Raw genomic sequence first — 19,823 nt, 5'->3', positions numbered from 1 at the left:
AATGTAATGATGAGTCAGAGAAAATCATTTATTCCTGATCTTTTTTGAATTCGTCTTTATTCTCATTATATTTTTTTTGTATAAATTACGGGTTCTGGAAAACTGGAATCCGATTATTACTGCAACGAGTAAAATTGCAATTATATTGATTAATAATTCCATATATTATTTACTTCCTTTTATGACGACGATGTCTTTTTCTTGACTGTATCAGCTGATAATATCTGTAGGCAGCAAATAATATTATGATAACAATTAATATGAGTGCTGCAAAAATTATTATTTTCCTGCCAGACTGTCTGGTGGAATTGGATGTATTGCTTTTTACATCTGCTATACTTGATTCTTCTGCTGCAATAGATGCTTCGACTGATTCTTTTTCCGCTTTTTCTTTTTCGATTTTTTCCTGTTCTTCGTATGTTGTTATATTTTCCAGCATATCATTACCAGAGTCATTGCCAACGGTTGTTCTGTATAAACCAAAGTCAGCACAGCTGTATTCATAGTCATCTGAAACATAGAACCAGCACCACTGCTGTGATACATGTTTTTTATATGCAGCAGTCTGAACTTCAATAGATGTTCTGTTTCCCATTCGGGAAAGAGGAAGCCTTAAATTCATTGTGATTTTATTATCTGAATACAGATGAAGGTAAGTTTTAGGAACATCCCATGTTCCGTATTTTGAAGCTGAATCAGGAAAATATGATGGCTCGCTGCTTGATTCTACAGATTCTGCTACTGCATGTGAGAAAAGCATGTGACCGCCGTGCCCATATTCACCATTAAGATCCTGCGTTACAACCACAAGGGGTTTAAAACGTCTTATGGTTGAAGTTGTATATGATAACACATCATCATATATGTATTGTTTTTTGGCAGCTTCTAAGGATGTGCTGTATAAATCAGGGAAATCACCGCATATAGGATAATGTTTGATGCCGGATTCCCATAAACCATCTAATTTCTCATGTTCTCTTATCTTGGCAGACGATGTGAATTCACACATATATGCAACCTGTACAGCTAAATCCTGCTCGCCTCCATATGTTGCAAGTACTCCTCCCAGGAAAAGAATTTCATCATCGGCATGAGTTGCAAACACAAGTATATCTGCTTTATCACAAGGCGTTTTCCATGCCTGTACATCTGAAGGTGCTGTGCCGGCTGAATATGCATGCAGGTCACATATTGCTTCATTTGAAGAAAATGTAATCGTAAGTGTTTCAGCGCCTTCTGGAATTTCAACATATTCATGCAGAAATCCGTTAGTTCCATATGTTTTCGTTGTACCATTATAGCTTAGAGTCCATTCATCCGGAACAAGATCCCATTTGATATAGAGAGAATATATTTTATCCTTTCCGGTTACAGTTATGGAATCGCCAGAAGCAAATGAGGTTTTTGTGTTGTAAGAACCATCTGTCATTTTACTTACGTTTCCGCTGTTTGAAAGTGTTATTGTAGTATTTACCTCTGAGGCAGTATTTTCATCAGCCATTACTGGAGAAGAAAACAATACAACAAATAAAAACAGGACAGCAGCAATTGTTACTATGCTGCCTAAATATTGTTTCAGTTTAATTCGAATCATATATTATACCATTCCTTATTAAAATTTCCTTATTATTATAAACATAATGAACACATACTTTCAAGGATTGAAAGCAATATGTTATAATAAAAACCTAAACAGAATATAAGGATGCTTAAAACATATGGAAAAAGATAACGAGAAATCAGAAAGACTGGGAATGTACGGTCGGGGAATAGAACGCATTAAACTGAAAAAAGCAGCCGGCATAATGCAGAAGAACTGGAAAGGTAATCTGGATACTGTAGAAATTGGAGGAAGCGATATTTATCCTGCATTGGAAGCACTTATTGATGATAATATAGACATGGTGCTTGTTGACATGAGAATGCTTGTTGAAATGGAGAAGTCAGGACAGCAGTTAGATGATGGAATAGTTATATCGGGAGTTATAAAACGCAGAGATCCAAGGTATGTCATGATACGGAGAAGAGGAACAAAGGATGTTGTTGAAAATGCTGTGGTTGTAACGGACTCTGATGAAAATGCCGCAGTTATATGTGAAATGTACGATAATGTGGAGTGTGTAGTTGAAAACAATATAAAAGACTGCATGAGCAAACTGGATAGTGAAGAATGTGATGCTGTATTTGCATTTTATGATGATATCAGAATTGCCAGACTTTACAACGGATTAAAGTATAAATATACTCTTATGGACTTTTCAGATTGTGTTCCACCACACGGACAGGGAATATATTGCATTCTGACTAATGGAAAAAGAAGTGTAATAAAGCACATGTTTGATGTGTCACATCGGACGACGGCAATGAGCTTTGATATAGAGGAAGATATTATAAGAAGACTTCTTATGAATGATTATGTTAAATCCTGTAATGCATATGTGAAAATATCAGGAGATAAGATAGAAGTATATGCTGATGTAAAAGGATACAGAGGTAATATAAAGGTTCAGGAAAAAGATGAGCTAAAAAATAAAAATCTTATAATGAGAAAAATAGTAGACAGAATTAGCAAAAGTATGTAATAATAACATATTGATATATAAATATTTTTGAAAAGAGGATATATGGAATTCAAAAAAATTGATGATAGAAAGTTCCAGTGCAGACTCAATGAAGAAGACCTTGAGGATAATAATATTTCGCTGGATGATTTCTTTAAGAATGATACAGATAAGATACACAGCCTGTTAGAAGTTGTTATGGAAGAGGCTGAAAGGAATATAGGAGTTACATTAAGCGGAGAGGTTATGTCGTTACAGCTGGCACCACAGCCGGATCATTCTATACTTCTCACGGTTTCATCGGGTAAAGATGATTTAGGCAGTATGTTAAAGAAAGCTGGAGAAAGTATATCAAAAGCATTTTCTAAGCCAGAGAAGAGTAATGTTATAAAGAATGGTGATGGGATATATAGTGATGCAGAATTTGAAACATTTGGAGACAGCCTTGATAAGTTTGCGGTATCTGATGATGAATCTGATAGTTTTAAGCGTTCTGATGCGAAGAAAACAGGAAGCAATGTTTTAAAGGCTGGAACAGGAGTGTTCAGACTGCAAAGCTTTAATGACTTTGAGGAAATGTGTGCTGTCAGTGCAAGGACATGGGGAATAACCAATGCCTTATATAAGGATGAGACAGATAATACATATTATTTTGTATTGCAGAAAGGAAGATGTTCGGAAGAAAAATACAGGAGCCTTCTTAATCTGCTTATGGAATATGGTGAATTTGATTCTTCAAAGCAGGAAAGGGCTGCTTTTGTTAAGGAACACTTTAGCGTTATTATTAACAATAATGCTATTAATGTAGTAAAGAAATATATGTAGATTAATTATTCAGGCAGAATCTGAATGATGAGGTAAGGAGGCAGTATATGAGATATCCTGAATTCTTATCCGAAGGCGGAACTATAGGCTTCGTTGCACCATCTTTTGGTTGTGCGACGGAGCCTTATAAAACAGCATTCGGAATGACAATTAAAAGATTTGAAAAAGAAGGTTATACAGTAGAACTTGGACCTAACTGTTATGAGGACAAGGGAATTGGGATAAGCAACACACCGCAGGAATGCGGTAAGGAGCTTACACAGATGTATGAGAGCAATGTCAATGATGTGCTTATATCATGTGGCGGTGGTGAACTGATGTGTGAGATTCTGCCATATGTTGATTTTGACAGGATTAAGGCGGCAAAGCCTAAGTGGTATCTTGGATATTCTGATAATACCAACTTCACATTTTTACAGAACACGATTGCTGATACGGCAAGTGTATACGGACCGTGTGCAGGCGCATTTGCAATGAAGGACTGGCATCAGGCGCTTGTGGATACTTTTGATGTGCTTCGTGGAAAAGGCTGCAAGAACAATAACGGAGTTGTGGAAAAACAGGTCCATGGATATGACACATGGGAGAGAGAGTCTCTAAAGAATGAGGAGAACCCTGCACCACAATACAATCTTACTGAGAAGAAGATTTTAAGAAAATATGTTGGTGGGGATGAATGTGATACGGAGATTGCATTTGAAGGAAGGCTTGTCGGCGGCTGCATGGACTGTCTTGTTAATCTTACAGGTACAAGTTTTGACAAGGTTAAAGAGTTTAACGAAAGATACGCAGATGACGGAATTATATGGTTCTTAGAGAGCTGTGATCTGAATGTATTTGCAATCAGAAGGGCTATGTGGCAGATGGATAATGCCGGGTGGTTTAAGAATGTGAAGGGATTTCTCATAGGAAGACCGCTGTGCTACGGACAGGAAATGATGGGGCTTGACCAGTATAGAGCAGTTACAGATATTGCGGCAAAGTATAATGTGCCGGTTATAATGGACTGTGATTTCGGGCATCTTTCACCTTCAATGCCGATAGTAAGTGGGGCATATACACAGGTTAAGGTTAAGGATAACGACCTTTCACTTAATTACCGTTTCTGTTAATATTAACGATTGAAAAACACACTTTAATAGGGTAAAATGTTAAAATGACTATTAATAATACCTGTTATATCAGGGATAAGATAAGGAGAAAACAATGGGTAGGATATTTAAGTTTGATAAAGATGTTGATACAGATCAGATTATTGCATCGCAGTATCTTTTGTTTCCGACAATTGATGAGATGAAGAGTCATACATTTGAATCATTAGACTCTGATTTTGCTTCTGCCGTAAAGCCGGGAGATTTCGTTGTTGCAGATGACAACTTTGGATGTGGTTCATCAAGAGAGCAGGCACCAAGCGTACTTAAGGCATTAGGTGTCAAGGCAGTGATTGCCAAATCATTTGCAAGAATATTCTATCGTAATGCTATTAATATAGGACTTCCTGTTATTGTATGTAAAGAACTCCATGACGAAGTTAATGCGGGGGATGAATGTGAGCTTTCATTAGAAGATGGAATTATAACTGTTAATGGAAAGACTTATACATGTACTAAGCTTCCAGCCAAGATGCAGGCTATTCTTAATCAGGGTGGTCTTATTGCATCACTTGATGGTGAGAAAGAAGAGTCTGAGAGTACAGCCGTACCTGCAGATGAGGCAAAGCATGGCATGACTATTGCAGAGAAGATTATCGCAAGGGCAGCAGGTCTTTCACAGGTTAAGGCTGGTGATATTGCAACTGTTACTCTTGACAGACTTATGAGTAATGATGGAACAACACATCTTACTATTGGTATGTATGAGAAGTTAAAGAATCCTCATATTGCTGACAAGGATAAGCTTGTATGGATTGTAGACCACAATATTCCATCAGACAGTCCTAAGACAGCAGCCTCACAGAAGAAGATGAGAGACTTTGCTAAGGCTAATGATATTAAGTTCTACGAGGGCGAGGGTGTGTGTCATCAGGTTATGATGGAAAATCATGTAGTGCCGGGTGAGCTTATATTTGGAGCAGACAGCCATACTTGTGCATATGGTGCGTTAGGTGCATTTGGTACAGGTGTTGGTTGTACAGATTATTTGTATGCAATGGTTACAGGAACATCATGGGTAATGGTTCCGGGAACATTAAGATTCAACCTTAAGGGAAAGCTTAACGATGGAGTATATGCAAGAGATTTAATACTCTCTATTATTGGAAAGATTGGCGCTAACGGTGCTAACTATAAAGCAATGGAATTTGCAGGAGAAGGCTTACACAGCCTTTCAATGGCAGACAGAATATCAATCTGTAACCTTTGTGTAGAGGCAGGTGCTAAGACTGCACTCATGGAAGTTGATGATGTTGCAATGGATTATCTTAAGGAGCATGGCAGAGAGCCAAAGGCATGCTTTACATCAGATGATGATGCAGTATTTGAGCAGGTTTATGATATTGACCTTTCAACAATACAGCCAATTGTTGCAAAGCCACATTTTGTTGACAATGTAGTTCCGGCTAAGGAATCACTTGGTGTAAAGATTGATGAAGCATTTCTTGGTTCATGTAACAATGGACGAATCGAGGATTTAAGAGTTGGCGCAGCGATCATCAAAGGGAAAAAGGTTGCTCCTAAGGTAAGATTCCTTGTAGTTCCTGCAAGCCGTTCGGTATATCTTCAGGCTATGAAAGAGGGACTCCTTGATATATTCATGGACGCAGGTGCAATTGTTATGAATCCTAACTGCTCTGTATGCTGGGGAAGCTGTCAGGGTGTTATCGGTGAGGGTGAGACTCTTATCAGTACAGGTACACGAAACTTCAAGGGACGTGCAGGACATAAAGATTCTTTTGTATATCTTGCTTCAGCGGCTACTGTTACAGCATCAGCAATCAAGGGCGAGATAGCAACAGCAGACATGGTATAAGACAAGGATTTAACTTCAAAGGAGTAATTATGAACGAGAAATTTAGCGGTAAAGTATGGGTACTTGGTGATGACATTGATACAGATATCATTATCCCTACAGAGTACCTTGCATTAAAGACAGTAGAAGATATGAAACCATATGCATTTTCGCCATTAAGACCAGAACTTGCAGGTCAGATTAAGCCAGGCGACATCATTGTTGCAGGAAAGAACTTTGGTTGTGGTTCATCAAGAGAGCAGGCACCTGAGGTTATTAAGGCATTAGGTATTAAATGTGTTATTGCCAAATCATATGCAAGAATATTCTTCAGAAATTCTATTAATAACGGACTTCTCCTTATAGAGAATGCAGACCTTCACGACGAAGTTACGGAAGGCGATACTATTGATGTTGAAGTAAATGCAAAGATTACACACAATGGAAAAGCATATCCTATTGCTTCACTTCCTGATAATCTTGTGGATATACTTAATGCAGGCGGACTTGTTAAGGCAATGAGAAAGCTTAACGGTCTTGACTAAGACAGGGAGAGGTAAGAATAATGGGACATACAATTATTGAGAAGATTATTGGAAAGAATATTGGCAGGGAAGTAAAGCCGGGAGATATCGTAACTGTTAATGTTGACAGAGTAATGATTCATGATATTTTCATTCCATTTGTTAAAGAAAAATTCGAGGAAATGGGATTCACTAAGATATGGGACCCTGATAAGGCTGTTCTTATATATGACCATCTTGTTCCAGCAAGTCAGGTTGATGATACAAGACATTTCCGTATTGGTAATGAATTTGTGGAAGAATACGGAATGAAGAATATCCACCGTTCAGACGGAATCTGCCATCAGTTAATGACAGAGGCAGGTTATGTAAAGCCGGGAGATATCGCATTTGGTACAGACAGCCACACAACAACATACGGCTGTGTTGGTGCATTTTCATCAGGTATCGGATATACAGAGATGGCAAGTGTATTAGGAACAGGCAAAATGTGGGTTAAAGTTCCACAGACTATCAAGGTAACAGTTAATGGAAAGCTTCCTGAAAATGTGCGTTCAAAGGATATCATATTAAGACTTATCGGTGACCTTGGAGCAGATGGCGCAACTTATCAGGCACTTGAATTCACAGGTTCAACAATTGACGAGATGAGCGTTGCAAGCCGTATGACTATGTCTAACATGGCTATTGAAGCCGGTGCCAAATGTGCTCTTTTTACACCAGATGAAAAGACAGCAGAGTACTGTAATGTAGAACTTACAGATGAATTAAAGGATTTAAAGGGAGATGCGGATGCAGTATATGCAAGAGAGATTACATATAATGCAGAGGATTTAGTTCCAGTTATTGCATGTCCATCACAGGTAGATAACATCAAGCCTGTTACAGAGCTTGCCGGAACAGCAGTAGATCAGGTATTCATCGGTTCATGTACTAATGGAAGATTAGAGGATCTTCAGTGTGCAGCAGCTATTCTTAAGGGTAAGAAGGTTGCACCATTTGTCAAGTTAATAGTTACTCCTGCAAGCCGCAAGATATATAAAGAAGCTCTTGCAGACGGAACACTTGAGACACTTGTTGAAGCCGGAGCAATTGTTACACATCCAGGATGCGGATTATGCTGTGGACGAACAGGCGGAATTCTTACTGACGGAGAGGTAGTTGTTGCAACTAACAACAGAAACTTCCTTGGAAGAATGGGAACAAGCAAGGTTAAGATATTCCTTGCGTCTCCAGCTACAGCAGCAGCAAGTGCTATTGCTGGAAAGATTGTGGAGGCTTAAAAACAGACAGACTTTACATAATTTCTGAAATTCTTAGACAATATAATATTGTGATAAAGGGAGGCATATTCTACGGAGGATATGCCTTCTATGTAATTAGGGGTATAAGTTATATTTACAAGGCCTGAAAGCATGTCAACGGCCTTGTTATATGCAATTGCAGCTTCCGCTTCGGATGAGAATTCACCGAGTATATAGTCGCCGTTAATATGAATCCTGGTTCTGTACATAATTCGTCCATTCTTAGTAAACTGGGAAACACCATTGTATTTATTGACAACAAGAATGTTTTCGTATCTGTAATCATGCGTATCCCCATTTTTAAATACATAATCCCTGCCTTTTACAGAGTGGCTTCTTACTCCGAATCTTGAGAGAATGCTTGTCTGCATTCCATAATCATTTACAAAATAATATCCTCCGCGGCTCATAATTGTGTGGTTGGAATAGTAAAAAAGGTCATCAGTAGAAAACTGTAAAACCTCATGTTCTTTGAGAAAATACAGGAAATATTTATGGCACATATATATAGGTGTCTTTATATAAATGTTGTTATCCCTGAAATTGATAAGTGAGATGTATTTACCAAGAGAAAGTGTCATTGCTTCATTATATGAAGTTGTTCTGTGGTCAGTATCAATCCAGTGGTCAGAAGAATTGTTTATTATCTCACAGGCTTCGTTGTACATGGCATGACAGGAAGCCTCGTCAGAGGAACTTCCGAGGCTGATGTGTTTATTCTTATATGTAAATGACGCACGGTAATATATTTCACCGCTTTTCTTTCTTGCCTCGTAAACTCCTGTCATGGTGAGTCTCCTTTAAATATTGTTACATGGATTATAACATATATTAAAAGAATGCGGGAAAACATATAAGTGAAATGTGTAGAAAATGTGGCAAAATATCAAACAAATGATGAAACTGATATATAAAGGTATTGTTTTTGCACAGAAGTCTGTTGTATAATATCAAAAGCCTACGACGTTTTCGCAGGCACACTATATTAATTATGAGGTGTATTAAAGATGAGCATGTTCTACAGAAGTACTAGAGACGACAGTGTTAAGGTTACTGCATCGCAGGCTATATTAAAGGGGCTGGCAGCAGACGGAGGACTTTTTGTACCAGAGAGTATTCCATCATTAGATAAAAGCTTAGAAGAGTTGTCTAAGATGAATTATAAGGAAGTTGCTTATGAAGTTATGAAGCTTATGCTTGATGATTTCACAGAGGAAGAACTTAAGAGCTGTATAGACAGAGCTTATGATTCTAAGTTTGATACAGAGGAGATGACTCCACTTGTTAAAGTTGAGAATGAATATTTCCTTGAACTTTTCCATGGAGCTACAATAGCTTTCAAGGATATGGCACTTTCTATACTTCCACATCTTCTTACAACTTCTGCAAAGAAGAACAATGTTAAGAATGAAATTGTCATTCTTACAGCTACATCAGGAGATACAGGAAAGGCAGCTTTAGCTGGATTTGCTAATGTTCCTGGAACTAAGATTATCGTATTCTATCCTAAGAATGGTGTAAGCCCAATTCAGGAGAAGCAGATGGTTACACAGAAGGGTGACAATACATATGTAATCGGGATCAAGGGTAACTTTGATGATGCGCAGACAGGTGTTAAGAATATTTTCTCTGATAAGGAATTAGAGAAGGTTATGAATGATGCCGGATTCCAGTTCTCATCAGCTAATTCAATCAATATCGGAAGACTTGTTCCTCAGATTGTCTACTATGTATATGCATATGCCAAGTTATTAGCTAATGGAGAGATTAAGGATGGCGAGAAGATAAATGTAGTTGTTCCTACAGGTAACTTTGGTAATATCTTAGCTGCATTTTATGCTAAGAACATGGGACTTCCTATTAATAAGTTTATCTGCGCATCTAATGAGAATAAGGTATTATATGATTTCTTTACAACAGGTGAGTACGACAGAAACAGAGAATTCGTTCTTACAACTTCACCATCTATGGATATTCTTATTTCAAGCAACCTTGAGAGACTTATATACAGAATTGCCGGCAATAATGCAGCTAAGAATGCAGAGCTTATGGCATCATTAAAGTCAGAAGGAAAATACAAGATTACAGATGATATGAAAGCACAGTTAGCTGACTTCTATGGCAATTATGCTACAGAGGCAGAGGACGCTGCTACAATCAAGAAGATATATGAAGATTGCGGATATGTAATCGATACACATACATCAGTTGCTGCAACTGTATATGATAAGTACAGAAAGGAAACTGGCGATACAACTAAAACAGTTATTGCTTCAACAGCAAGCCCATATAAGTTTACAAGAAGTGTTATGAATGCTATTGATTCTAAGTATGATTCAATGGGAGACTTCGAACTTGTAGATGAGCTTAGCAAGATAAGCAATGTCAAAGTTCCTAACGCAATTGAAGAAATCAGAACAGCACCAGTTCTTCATGATACTGTATGTGATTCTGATAAGATGTGTGATGAAGTTAAGAAGATTCTTGGAATCTAATATTATAAGAAAATAAAAATCTCCGGACCGTGTGATGATGGTCCGGAGTTTTTTTATTTATCTGTCAACAATTACTCCCTGACAGCCAAGTTCAAGCCATCTTTGATAAAATACAGAAAATTTATATGTTTTTATTTCTCCTAACAGAGGATCAGCCGTGTATACTTCATCTGCTGATGCATCAAATCCAATCATAACCAGGCAGTGTTCCATACCGGGCCAGATAACAAGCTGACCATCCTTAGCAATCCATACAGAAGAACCATAATCAATAGAATTCATATTCATAGCTGCCCACACAATAACAGGCTGTCCATTTTCAACATACTGGCAGAGCTGGTCGATTGAGGCTCCAGATATATTAATGGCATGGGCACCATACAGATTAGCACAATCTGTAATAACTGGAGCATAGCAGCCGTATGATGATTTATCAAAAGGTGTTCCTACAAAAGCTGTGTTAGGATTGGCAGCAGGGTAGTCTTCTTTTTTTAAATAATTAGCAGCCAGGTCTGTCTTATCAGCATCATATCCAAGATAGTTAAGAACCATAGTGAGAGATGTGACTTCACAGCCGGTAGGAAGCTCCGGTAACTGATTCAGACACGGAAAATTATCTATATACGCTTTTCTTCCAGATGTCAGTAGTTCTTTCAGTTCATTTTCAGAATGAATTGTATTGTGAAAATCTTTATAAGAATCCTCTGGATTATTATTTTTATTATTATCCTGTGAACTGTCAGAATTATTAACTTCTCCACGCGATAAATCATCCGATGAAATAGTCCCAACTGGTGTTATGTTAATACTTACATTATCAGGAGAAGAATTTTTCATATTGATAAGGAATGATGATATTGTAACAGATGCAGCGATAAGAGAAAGTATAAGCAGAATCTTTAAAAATGTTTTTTTTGAACTGTGTTTTTTCATTATAACTCCTTGGTAAATATCTCTATATATAATAATGATATTTATAGCTGAATTATATAGTATGTTAAGATTCTGTTCAATAAATTTATAAATTATTTATAGAAAAAAGAAATATTATTGTTGACATCACGAAAGGGTAGTGATATCTTAAATGTATCGATATTAGCACTCCAATCTGATGAGTGCTAACAAGATGAAAGGAGAGGATGCCATGGAGACGGATGGACGACTGGATGACCGTAAGGTTAAGATACTTAAAGCTGTTATTCAGAATTATCTTGATACCGGAGAACCGGTTGGCTCAAGAACGATTTCCAAGCTGACTGACTTACAGCTAAGTTCAGCAACTATAAGGAATGAGATGGCAGACTTAGAAGAGCTTGGCTACATTGTACAGCCACATACCTCTGCTGGAAGAATTCCAACTGATAAGGGTTACAGATTATATGTTGACGATTTAATGGCCCAGAAAGAGGAAGAGATATCCTTAAGAGAACAGCAGGTTGGTGATAAAGAGAAAGAACTTGATTCTATGAAGGATGCCTTATCAGAGAAGGTAGACAGAGTAGAGGAGCTTCTTCAGAATGTAGCAAAGGTTCTGGCGAATAATACTAATTATGCCACGATGATAACAACTCCTAAGGTAACTGGTAATAAGTTAAGATTTGTTCAGCTTTCACAGCTTGAACCGAATAAGCTTCTTGCTGTTATTGTTATGGAAGGTAATCTTATAAGGAACAAGGTTATAACTATCAGCGAGGATATTTCACCAGAGAATCTTCTGAAGCTTAATCTTCTTCTTAATACAACACTCACAGGTCTTACATTGCAGGAAATGCATCTGGGACTTATATCCAAGATGGAGAGCCAGGCAGGTGAGCATATGGGTATTGTTAAAGAAGTGTTAGACGCGATTGTTGAGACTATAAGTAAGGCTGACGACCTGAAGATATACACAAGCGGCGCAACTAACATATTCAAGTATCCGGAGCTTAGTGATTCCGGGAAAGCAAGTGAGCTTATATATGCCTTGGAGGAAAAACAGGGCTTGTCTGGACTTGTTAATGACAAGGATGATTCAGATAAGACTGAAGATGATAACCACGGCATTCAGGTATATATAGGAAATGAAACACCGGTTGAGTCCATGAAGGACTGTAGTGTGGTAACAGCCACATATGAATTGCAGGATGGAATGAAGGGAACAATTGGTATTATTGGACCGAAGCGTATGGATTATGAAAAGGTTGTTGATACCTTAAAAGAGATGCAGACGCATTTGGATGATGTATTTAAGAAAACTTAGGAAAGGTTGGTATTGAAGTGTCAAAGGATGTAAAGAAAAAGAAATCAGAAGAGACAGTTCAGGATGAAGTAAAGAATCAGGAGACTGATGCTAAGAAAGAAGAAGCCTGCAACTGCGAATCAGAATGTAAGGCTGATGAAAGTCAGAATACATGTGAAGCTGATGAATCAGACAAGGCCGAGGCACAGGATGAGAGCACTGAGAGCTCTAAGAAGAAAGATCCTAAGGATGCAGTTATAGAAGAACTTCAGGACAGAGTAAAGAGGCAGATGGCTGAGTTTGATAATTTCAGAAAGAGAACAGAGAAAGAGAAATCTACTATGTTCGAGATGGGAGCCTCAGATATCATTAAGAAGCTTTTACCTATTGTTGATAATTTCGACAGAGGATTTAAGAGTGTGACAGATGAGGAACTTGAAACTCCATTCGCTAAGGGAATGGATATGGTTCACAAGCAGCTTTTAAAGATGCTTGAGGATGCAGATGTTAAGCCTATTGAAGCTTTAGGCGGTGAGTTCAATCCAGATTTCCACAATGCAGTAATGCATGTCGAGGATGATTCAGTTGGAGAGAACATCGTAGTTGAAGAGTTTGAGAAGGGCTACACATACAGAGACCAGGTTATAAGACACAGCATGGTCAAGGTTGCTAACTAGCGATAAGCCAGAAAGCATATGTAACACAAGGTATTAATCAATTTAATTATAGAAAGGACATTTTATCATGGGAAAGATTATTGGTATTGATTTAGGTACAACTAATTCTTGCGTAGCTGTAATGGAAGGTGGTAAGCCAGTTGTTATCGCTAACGCAGAAGGTTTAAGAACTACTCCTTCAGTAGTTGCATTTTCAAAGACAGGAGAGAGACTTGTAGGTGATCCTGCAAAGCGTCAGGCAGTTACTAATGCTGATAAGACAATCTCTTCTATCAAGAGACATATGGGTACAGATTACAAGGTTGAGATTGATGGAAAGAAATATACTCCACAGGAAATCTCAGCTATGATTTTACAGAAGTTAAAGTCAGATGCAGAGAATTATCTTGGTGAGAAGGTTACAGAGGCAGTTATAACAGTTCCTGCTTACTTCAACGATGCACAGCGTCAGGCTACTAAGGATGCTGGTAAGATTGCAGGTCTTGATGTAAAGCGTATTATCAACGAGCCTACAGCAGCTGCTTTAGCTTATGGTCTTGATAATGAGCATGAGCAGAAGATTATGGTTTACGATTTAGGTGGTGGTACATTCGATGTGTCTATTATCGAAATCGGTGATGGTGTAATTGAAGTTCTTGCTACAGCTGGTAATAACAAGCTTGGTGGTGATGATTTCGATAATGCTGTTACACAGTATATGTTAAATGATTTCAAGGCTAAGGAAGGCGTTGACCTTTCTAAGGATACAATGGCTCTTCAGAGACTTAAGGAAGCAGCTGAGAAGGCTAAGAAGGAACTTTCAAGCACAACTCAGACAGAAATCAATCTTCCTTACATCACAGCTACAGCTGAAGGACCAAAGCACTTTGAGATGACTCTTACAAGAGCTAAATTCGATGAATTAACACATGACCTTGTAGAAAAGACTGCAGAGCCAGTTAAGAATGCACTTTCAGATGCAGGTCTTACAGCTTCAGAGCTTTCAAAGGTATTATTAGTTGGTGGTTCTACAAGAATCCCTGCTGTACAGGATAAGGTTAAGTCATTAACAGGACATGAGCCAAGCAAGACTCTTAACCCAGATGAGTGCGTAGCTATCGGTGCTTCTATCCAGGGTGGTAAGTTAGCTGGTGATGCAGGTGCTGGTGATATCCTTCTTCTTGATGTAACACCACTTTCACTTTCAATCGAGACAATGGGTGGTATTGCTACAAGACTTATTGAGAGAAATACAACTATTCCTACAAAGAAGAGTCAGATTTTCTCTACAGCTGCTGATAACCAGACAGCCGTTGATATCAACGTTGTACAGGGTGAAAGACAGTTTGCCAGAGATAACAAGTCACTTGGACAGTTCAGACTTGATGGTATCCCTCCAGCAAGAAGAGGTGTTCCACAGATTGAAGTTACATTTGATATCGATGCCAATGGTATTGTAAATGTATCTGCTAAGGACCTTGGAACAGGTAAGGAACAGCACATCACAATTACTGCTGGTTCTAACATGTCTGATGAAGATATCGATAAGGCAGTTAAGGAAGCTGCTGAGTTCGAGGCTCAGGATAAGAAGCGTAAGGATGCTATTGATGCACGTAACGAAGCTGATTCAATGGTATTCCAGACACAGAAGGCTATGGATGAGGCAGGCGACAAGCTTGATGCTTCTGACAAGGCTGCAGTTGAGACTGACCTTAACGCATTAAAGGCACTTGTTGATGGTTCTGACCCAGAAAACATGACAGATGCACAGGTTGATGAAATCAAGGCTGCCAAGGAAAAACTTATGGAAAGTGCTCAGAAGCTTTTCGCTAAGTTATATGAGTCACAGCAGGCTGCTGGTGGTGCAGGCCCAGACATGGGAGCAGGTGCAGGTCCTGATATGGGTGCTGGTGCTTCTAATGGTTCAGCTCCATACGGTGATGATGTAGTTGACGGAGATTACAAAGAGGTTTAATTGTCAGCAATAACTGACTGGAATAAGGACTGCATGGGGTGTAAACTCCGTGCAGTTTCTGTTGATTAAATAAGAAAGAGGAAGCAATCATGGCAGATAAGAGAGATTATTATGAAGTCCTTGGCGTGCCTAAGGATGCCGATGACGCTGCTATTAAGAAAGCATACAGACAACTTGCAAAGAAATATCATCCTGATATGAATCCAGGGGATAAAGAAGCTGAAATAAAATTCAAAGAGGCTTCTGAAGCTTATGCGGTGTTAAGCGATGCTGAAAAGAGAAGACAGTATGACCAGTTTGGCCATGCCGCATTTGAAGGCGGAGCAGGTGGAGCTGGAGCAGGTGGCTTCGATTTCGATTTTGGTGACATGGGAGATATTTTCGGAGATCTCTTTGGCGGTATGTTCGGAGGCGGCGGAAGCAGACGAAACAGCAATGGACCAAGAAGAGGTGCTGATGTAAGAGTTAATGTAAGAATTACATTTGACGAGTCAGTAAGGGGAACAACCAAGAAGATAGATGTTACATTAAAGGATGAGTGCTCAAGCTGTCACGGTACAGGAGCTAAGCCTGGTACATCACCAGAGACCTGTAGCAAATGTGGTGGTCGTGGACAGGTGACTTTCACACAGCAGTCATTCCTTGGAATGGTAAGAAGCCAGCAGCCATGTCCTGACTGTCATGGAACTGGTAAGATAATTAAGGAGAAGTGTCCGGATTGTTACGGAACAGGCTATATAAGCAGCAAGAAGACTATCGAAGTCAATATCCCAGCAGGTATCGATAATGGTCAGTGCGTACGTATACAGGGCAAAGGTGAGCCGGGAGTTAATGGCGGACCAAGAGGTGACCTCTTAGTTGCTGTTATTATCTCAGCAAGCACAGAATTTGAAAGAGACGGATACAATATATTCTCTAATGTTGTAATAAGCTATCCAACAGCGGTACTTGGCGGTGAAATCAAGGTTAAGACTGTTGATGGAGAAGTATTGTACGAAGTTAAGCCGGGAACAGCATCAGGTACAAGAGTAAGACTTAAAGGCAAAGGTATGCCAAGTGTAAGAAATGCAGCACAGAGAGGCGATCATTATATCACTTTAATAGTTGATATTCCTACAAAGCTTAATCAGGAGCAGAAGGACGCACTTATGGCATATGAAAAGGCGCTTACAGGCAATGAAAGACACGGTAAGAAGAAAGGTCTTTTCGGCAAATAAATACTATAGCTTACATATGTAATGTAAGTTTACACTCACCCCACAATGTGGTAAAATCCTACATTGTGGGGTATTATATTTATATGTATAATTCCTTATTGTAAAGATTGGAGATTAAAGCAGTAATATGAATTTAGAGACAAGATATAACAAACTTAATAAAGATTACGGTGCATATGAGCTTGTTAATATTGAAAAGCTTAATGACCTTAATTCTGTAGGACTTTTATTAAAGCATAAGAAATCAGGTGCGAGAGTTGCAATTATTTCTAATGATGATGATAACAAGGTATTTTCTATAGGTTTTAAGACACCACCGGATAATGACACAGGAATGCAGCATATAATTGAACATTCTACCTTGTGTGGCTCAAGAAAATATCCGGTTAAAGACCCATTTGTAGAACTATGCAAGGGTTCTCTTAACACATTTCTTAATGCAATGACTTATCCGGATAAGACAGTATATCCTGTTGCAAGCTGCAATATGGCGGATTTTAAGAATATTATGGATGTCTATATGGATGCGGTATTCTATCCTGCAATGTATGAGCATGAGGAGATATTCAAGCAGGAAGGCTGGCATTATGAACTTGAAGATGTAGATGGAGAGCTTGCTTATAACGGAGTTGTATTTAATGAGATGAAGGGTGTGTATTCTTCAGCAGATGATGTACTTTCAAGATATACATTTGTATCACTCTTCCCTGATTCTGAATACAAGAATGAATCAGGTGGTGACCCTGAGGCTATACCACAGCTTAAGTATGAAGATTTCATTAAGTATCACAAGGAATATTATCATCCTGTGAACAGTTATATCTATCTGTACGGAGATATTGATGTTGATGAGAGACTTGAATATCTTGATAAGGAATACCTCTCAGCTTTCGATAAGAACGATGTTAATATAGATGCCGAGGTAACTTTCCAGAAAGCATTTGACGCACCTAAGTATGAAACAAGAGAGTATGCAATTACTGATGATGAGCCAGAGGAGGATAACACTTATCTTTCTTACAATGTTGTTATCGGAACATCAACAGACCCTGTAAGCTACCTTGCATTACAGATTCTTGATTATGCACTTATCATGGCACCGGGTGCTCCGCTTAAGCAGGCACTTATTGATGCCGGAATTGGAACAGATGTGTATAGTGTGTTAGAGACATCTGTGTACCAGCCGGTGTATTCAATTATTACCAAGAATGCGAATGAAAGTGACAGAGACAGATTCGTAAAGGTTGTTGAAGACACACTTTCTGATATTGTTAAGAACGGTCTTAGCAAGAGAATGGTTAAGGCAGGAATCAACTATTACGAATTCAAATACAGAGAAGCTGATTTTGGGCCATATCCGAAGGGACTTATGTATTATCTTACAATGATGGACAGCTGGCTTTATGATGAGAACAAGCCATTCATTCATGTTGAGGCAGGTGAGACATTTGAAATAATCAAGAAGGATTCAGAGAACGGCTTCTTTGAGAAATTCATTGAAGACAATATTATTAATAATAATCATGAGGTAGTGTTAAGTCTTGTTCCAAAGCATGGACTTGCAGAGAAGAAGGAAGCAAAGGAAGCAGAGCAGCTTGCAAAGTATAAGGCAACACTTTCTAAGGAAGAGCTGGAAGAGCTTGTTAAGCAGACAAAGGCATTAAAGGAATATCAGGATACACCTTCAAGCCAGAAGGACCTTGAGAAGATTCCACAGCTTGAGTTAAAGGATATCACAAGAGAGCCGGCCAAGTTATATATTGACCCTAAGAAGACTGGTGGTGTTGATGTAATCCACCACAATATGTTCACTAATGGAATTGCATATATAATGATGTGCTACGACTGTAAGAATGTGCCTGATGAACTGCTTCCATATATCGGACTTTTAAGCTCGGTTCTTGGACTTATGGATACTGAAAAGTACACATATACAGAGCTGACTAATGAAATCAATATTAACTGTGGTGGAATCTCAACTGATGCTGCCATATACACAGATAATAAGGATTTTGACAAATGTACTATCATGTACGAGGTTAAGGGTAAGGTTCTCTATGACAATATCCAGTTTGTGCTTGATATGATGAATGAAATTATATATAAGACAAAGTTCTCAGATTATAAGAGACTTAAAGAGATAATTGCGAAGCTTAAGTCAAGGATGGAAAGCACAATGACAAGTGCGGGACATTCAACAGCAATGCTTGCAGGTATGGCACAGTTTTCAAGAAATGCATATTATTCTAATGAGATGAGAGGATATGGGTTCTATGAGCTTATACAGAAGCTTGACTCACAGTTTGATGAGCTTAAGGAAGATATCGCAGATAAGTTAAGCAAACTTGTCGATTATATATTCCACAAAGAGAATATTATTGTCAGCTTTACTGCTGATGATAAGGGATATGATGCATTTGCACCTGCTTTCGGAAAGTATGTGGAAGGATTGAAAAAATCGGACATGCCAGCATGCGAAAGAAAGTACACACCTGCAAATGTCAAGACAGGATATACTTCAGCTTCACAGGTCCAGTATGTTGCAAGATGTGGTAATTTCAGGGATGGAGGATATGAATACACAGGAGCATTAAGAGTGCTTAAGGTTATATTCTCGTACGATTATCTCTGGATTAATGTTAGAGTAAAAGGTGGCGCATACGGCTGCATGAGCGGTTCTTACAGAAACGGTGACATGTATATGGTTTCTTACAGAGACCCTAATTTAAGAAAGACTAACGAGATATATGAAAATGCAGCAGACTATCTTGAGCATTTTGATGTAAGTGACAGGGATATGGTTAAGTTCATAATCGGAACAATAGGTGATATGGATACACCTATGAATCCGGCAGCAAAGGGAACAAGATCCTTTGGTGCATACATCTGTAACACAGATTATGAATCACTCAAGAAAGAAAGAGGTCAGGTTCTTGACTGTAATGTAGAAAGAATAAGAGAGCTTGCACCGCTTGTAAGATGTGCAATGGACGAGAATTATTTCTGCGTTGTGGGAAGCAGCAAGGAAATCAATAAAGAGAGTGAACTTTTTGATAAGATACAGCCACTTATCAAGGTACAGGGATAATAGAAAGGAAGAAT

Annotated in this window: 15 protein-coding genes and 1 pseudogene; 13 read left to right on the top strand and 3 right to left on the bottom strand. The window is 38.6% G+C overall.

Features of this window, described 5'->3' with window-relative positions; genetic code table 11:
• Window positions 1-169: 169 nt before the first annotated feature.
• Window positions 170-1,594, bottom strand: a complete 1,425-nt coding sequence (locus tag EUBELI_RS06645; protein ID WP_012739602.1) for a PIG-L family deacetylase — start codon at window positions 1,592-1,594, stop codon at window positions 170-172.
• 124 nt (window positions 1,595-1,718) lie between these two features.
• Here EUBELI_RS06645 and EUBELI_RS06640 point away from each other — a divergent pair, with 124 nt between their 5' ends.
• From EUBELI_RS06640 to EUBELI_RS06615, 7 genes and pseudogenes are all read left to right on the top strand, one after another.
• Entirely contained in the window at window positions 1,719-2,582 is an 864-nt protein-coding gene (locus tag EUBELI_RS06640; RefSeq protein ID WP_012739601.1) for a hypothetical protein, read from the top strand.
• A 42-nt stretch (window positions 2,583-2,624) separates the two neighbouring features.
• Window positions 2,625-3,386 (top strand): adaptor protein MecA, encoded by a 762-nt coding sequence (locus tag EUBELI_RS06635; RefSeq protein ID WP_012739600.1) that lies wholly within the window; start codon window positions 2,625-2,627, stop codon window positions 3,384-3,386.
• A 47-nt stretch (window positions 3,387-3,433) separates the two neighbouring features.
• A complete protein-coding gene (locus EUBELI_RS06630; RefSeq protein WP_012739599.1) occupies window positions 3,434-4,498 on the top strand; it encodes a S66 family peptidase in 1,065 nt (354 codons plus the stop codon).
• A gap of 94 nt (window positions 4,499-4,592) precedes the next feature.
• A pseudogene (locus EUBELI_RS14915) lies at window positions 4,593-5,033 on the top strand (LeuD/DmdB family oxidoreductase small subunit); the annotation flags it as partial.
• Between the two features lie 78 nt (window positions 5,034-5,111).
• On the top strand, window positions 5,112-6,353 hold the full coding sequence (locus EUBELI_RS06625) for a 3-isopropylmalate dehydratase large subunit (RefSeq protein ID WP_041688659.1): 1,242 nt from the start codon (window positions 5,112-5,114) through the stop codon (window positions 6,351-6,353).
• Between the two features lie 29 nt (window positions 6,354-6,382).
• Window positions 6,383-6,877 carry a LeuD/DmdB family oxidoreductase small subunit gene (locus EUBELI_RS06620; RefSeq protein WP_012739597.1) on the top strand — a complete coding sequence of 165 codons (495 nt, stop codon included), beginning with the start codon at window positions 6,383-6,385 and terminating at the stop codon, window positions 6,875-6,877.
• Between the two features lie 20 nt (window positions 6,878-6,897).
• Window positions 6,898-8,139, top strand: coding sequence for a 3-isopropylmalate dehydratase large subunit (locus EUBELI_RS06615; RefSeq protein WP_012739596.1), 1,242 nt, complete (start codon window positions 6,898-6,900; stop codon window positions 8,137-8,139).
• Here the strand turns inward: EUBELI_RS06615 and EUBELI_RS06610 are convergent.
• Window positions 8,136-8,948 (bottom strand): AP2/ERF family transcription factor, encoded by an 813-nt coding sequence (locus EUBELI_RS06610; RefSeq protein WP_012739595.1) that lies wholly within the window; start codon window positions 8,946-8,948, stop codon window positions 8,136-8,138. The genes EUBELI_RS06615 and EUBELI_RS06610 overlap by 4 nt on opposite strands.
• Window positions 8,949-9,167: 219 nt before the next feature.
• Between EUBELI_RS06610 and thrC the strand changes: the two genes are divergently transcribed.
• On the top strand, window positions 9,168-10,655 hold the full coding sequence (thrC, locus tag EUBELI_RS06605) for a threonine synthase (protein WP_012739594.1): 1,488 nt from the start codon (window positions 9,168-9,170) through the stop codon (window positions 10,653-10,655).
• Window positions 10,656-10,712: 57 nt separating this feature from the next.
• On the opposite strand, the gene EUBELI_RS06600 is transcribed toward thrC, so the two are convergent.
• Window positions 10,713-11,588, bottom strand: coding sequence for a C39 family peptidase (locus EUBELI_RS06600; RefSeq protein WP_012739593.1), 876 nt, complete (start codon window positions 11,586-11,588; stop codon window positions 10,713-10,715).
• A 211-nt stretch (window positions 11,589-11,799) separates the two neighbouring features.
• Between EUBELI_RS06600 and hrcA the strand changes: the two genes are divergently transcribed.
• The 5 genes from hrcA (at window position 11,800) to EUBELI_RS06575 (ending at window position 19,809) form a co-directional block, all read left to right on the top strand.
• The gene (gene hrcA, locus EUBELI_RS06595; RefSeq protein WP_022099109.1) at window positions 11,800-12,894 is read left to right on the top strand and encodes a heat-inducible transcriptional repressor HrcA; all 1,095 of its coding nucleotides are present in this window, start codon (window positions 11,800-11,802) and stop codon (window positions 12,892-12,894) included.
• Window positions 12,895-12,911: 17 nt separating this feature from the next.
• A complete protein-coding gene (gene grpE, locus EUBELI_RS06590; protein WP_012739591.1) occupies window positions 12,912-13,550 on the top strand; it encodes a nucleotide exchange factor GrpE in 639 nt (212 codons plus the stop codon).
• A gap of 67 nt (window positions 13,551-13,617) precedes the next feature.
• The gene (gene dnaK, locus EUBELI_RS06585) at window positions 13,618-15,504 is read left to right on the top strand and encodes a molecular chaperone DnaK (RefSeq protein WP_012739590.1); all 1,887 of its coding nucleotides are present in this window, start codon (window positions 13,618-13,620) and stop codon (window positions 15,502-15,504) included.
• An 89-nt stretch (window positions 15,505-15,593) separates the two neighbouring features.
• The gene (gene dnaJ / locus EUBELI_RS06580) at window positions 15,594-16,721 is read left to right on the top strand and encodes a molecular chaperone DnaJ (RefSeq protein ID WP_012739589.1); all 1,128 of its coding nucleotides are present in this window, start codon (window positions 15,594-15,596) and stop codon (window positions 16,719-16,721) included.
• Window positions 16,722-16,848: 127 nt separating this feature from the next.
• A complete protein-coding gene (locus EUBELI_RS06575) occupies window positions 16,849-19,809 on the top strand; it encodes an insulinase family protein (RefSeq protein WP_012739588.1) in 2,961 nt (986 codons plus the stop codon).
• Window positions 19,810-19,823: the final 14 nt, after the last annotated feature.

Source organism: [Eubacterium] eligens ATCC 27750 (assembly GCF_000146185.1).
Classification (GTDB): Bacteria; Bacillota; Clostridia; order Lachnospirales; family Lachnospiraceae; genus Lachnospira; species Lachnospira eligens.
Note: the sequence above shows the minus strand (reverse complement) of the source record. Positions and strands in the feature narration are given on the sequence as shown.

What these genes read in the sequence shown, in the direction of transcription:
- EUBELI_RS06625 (WP_041688659.1), top strand. Translation starts at nt 5,112, where the DNA reads ATGACTATTGCAGAGAAGATTATCGCAAGGGCAGCAGGTCTTTCACAG.
- EUBELI_RS06630 (WP_012739599.1), top strand. Translation starts at nt 3,434, where the DNA reads ATGAGATATCCTGAATTCTTATCCGAAGGCGGAACTATAGGCTTCGTT.
- EUBELI_RS06615 (WP_012739596.1), top strand. Translation starts at nt 6,898, where the DNA reads ATGGGACATACAATTATTGAGAAGATTATTGGAAAGAATATTGGCAGG.
- EUBELI_RS06635 (WP_012739600.1), top strand. Translation starts at nt 2,625, where the DNA reads ATGGAATTCAAAAAAATTGATGATAGAAAGTTCCAGTGCAGACTCAAT.
- thrC (WP_012739594.1), top strand. Translation starts at nt 9,168, where the DNA reads ATGAGCATGTTCTACAGAAGTACTAGAGACGACAGTGTTAAGGTTACT.
- EUBELI_RS06575 (WP_012739588.1), top strand. Translation starts at nt 16,849, where the DNA reads ATGAATTTAGAGACAAGATATAACAAACTTAATAAAGATTACGGTGCA.
- dnaJ (WP_012739589.1), top strand. Translation starts at nt 15,594, where the DNA reads ATGGCAGATAAGAGAGATTATTATGAAGTCCTTGGCGTGCCTAAGGAT.
- EUBELI_RS06645 (WP_012739602.1), bottom strand. Translation starts at nt 1,594, where the DNA reads ATGATTCGAATTAAACTGAAACAATATTTAGGCAGCATAGTAACAATT.
- hrcA (WP_022099109.1), top strand. Translation starts at nt 11,800, where the DNA reads ATGGAGACGGATGGACGACTGGATGACCGTAAGGTTAAGATACTTAAA.
- EUBELI_RS06640 (WP_012739601.1), top strand. Translation starts at nt 1,719, where the DNA reads ATGGAAAAAGATAACGAGAAATCAGAAAGACTGGGAATGTACGGTCGG.
- dnaK (WP_012739590.1), top strand. Translation starts at nt 13,618, where the DNA reads ATGGGAAAGATTATTGGTATTGATTTAGGTACAACTAATTCTTGCGTA.
- EUBELI_RS06610 (WP_012739595.1), bottom strand. Translation starts at nt 8,948, where the DNA reads ATGACAGGAGTTTACGAGGCAAGAAAGAAAAGCGGTGAAATATATTAC.
- EUBELI_RS06600 (WP_012739593.1), bottom strand. Translation starts at nt 11,588, where the DNA reads ATGAAAAAACACAGTTCAAAAAAAACATTTTTAAAGATTCTGCTTATA.
- EUBELI_RS06620 (WP_012739597.1), top strand. Translation starts at nt 6,383, where the DNA reads ATGAACGAGAAATTTAGCGGTAAAGTATGGGTACTTGGTGATGACATT.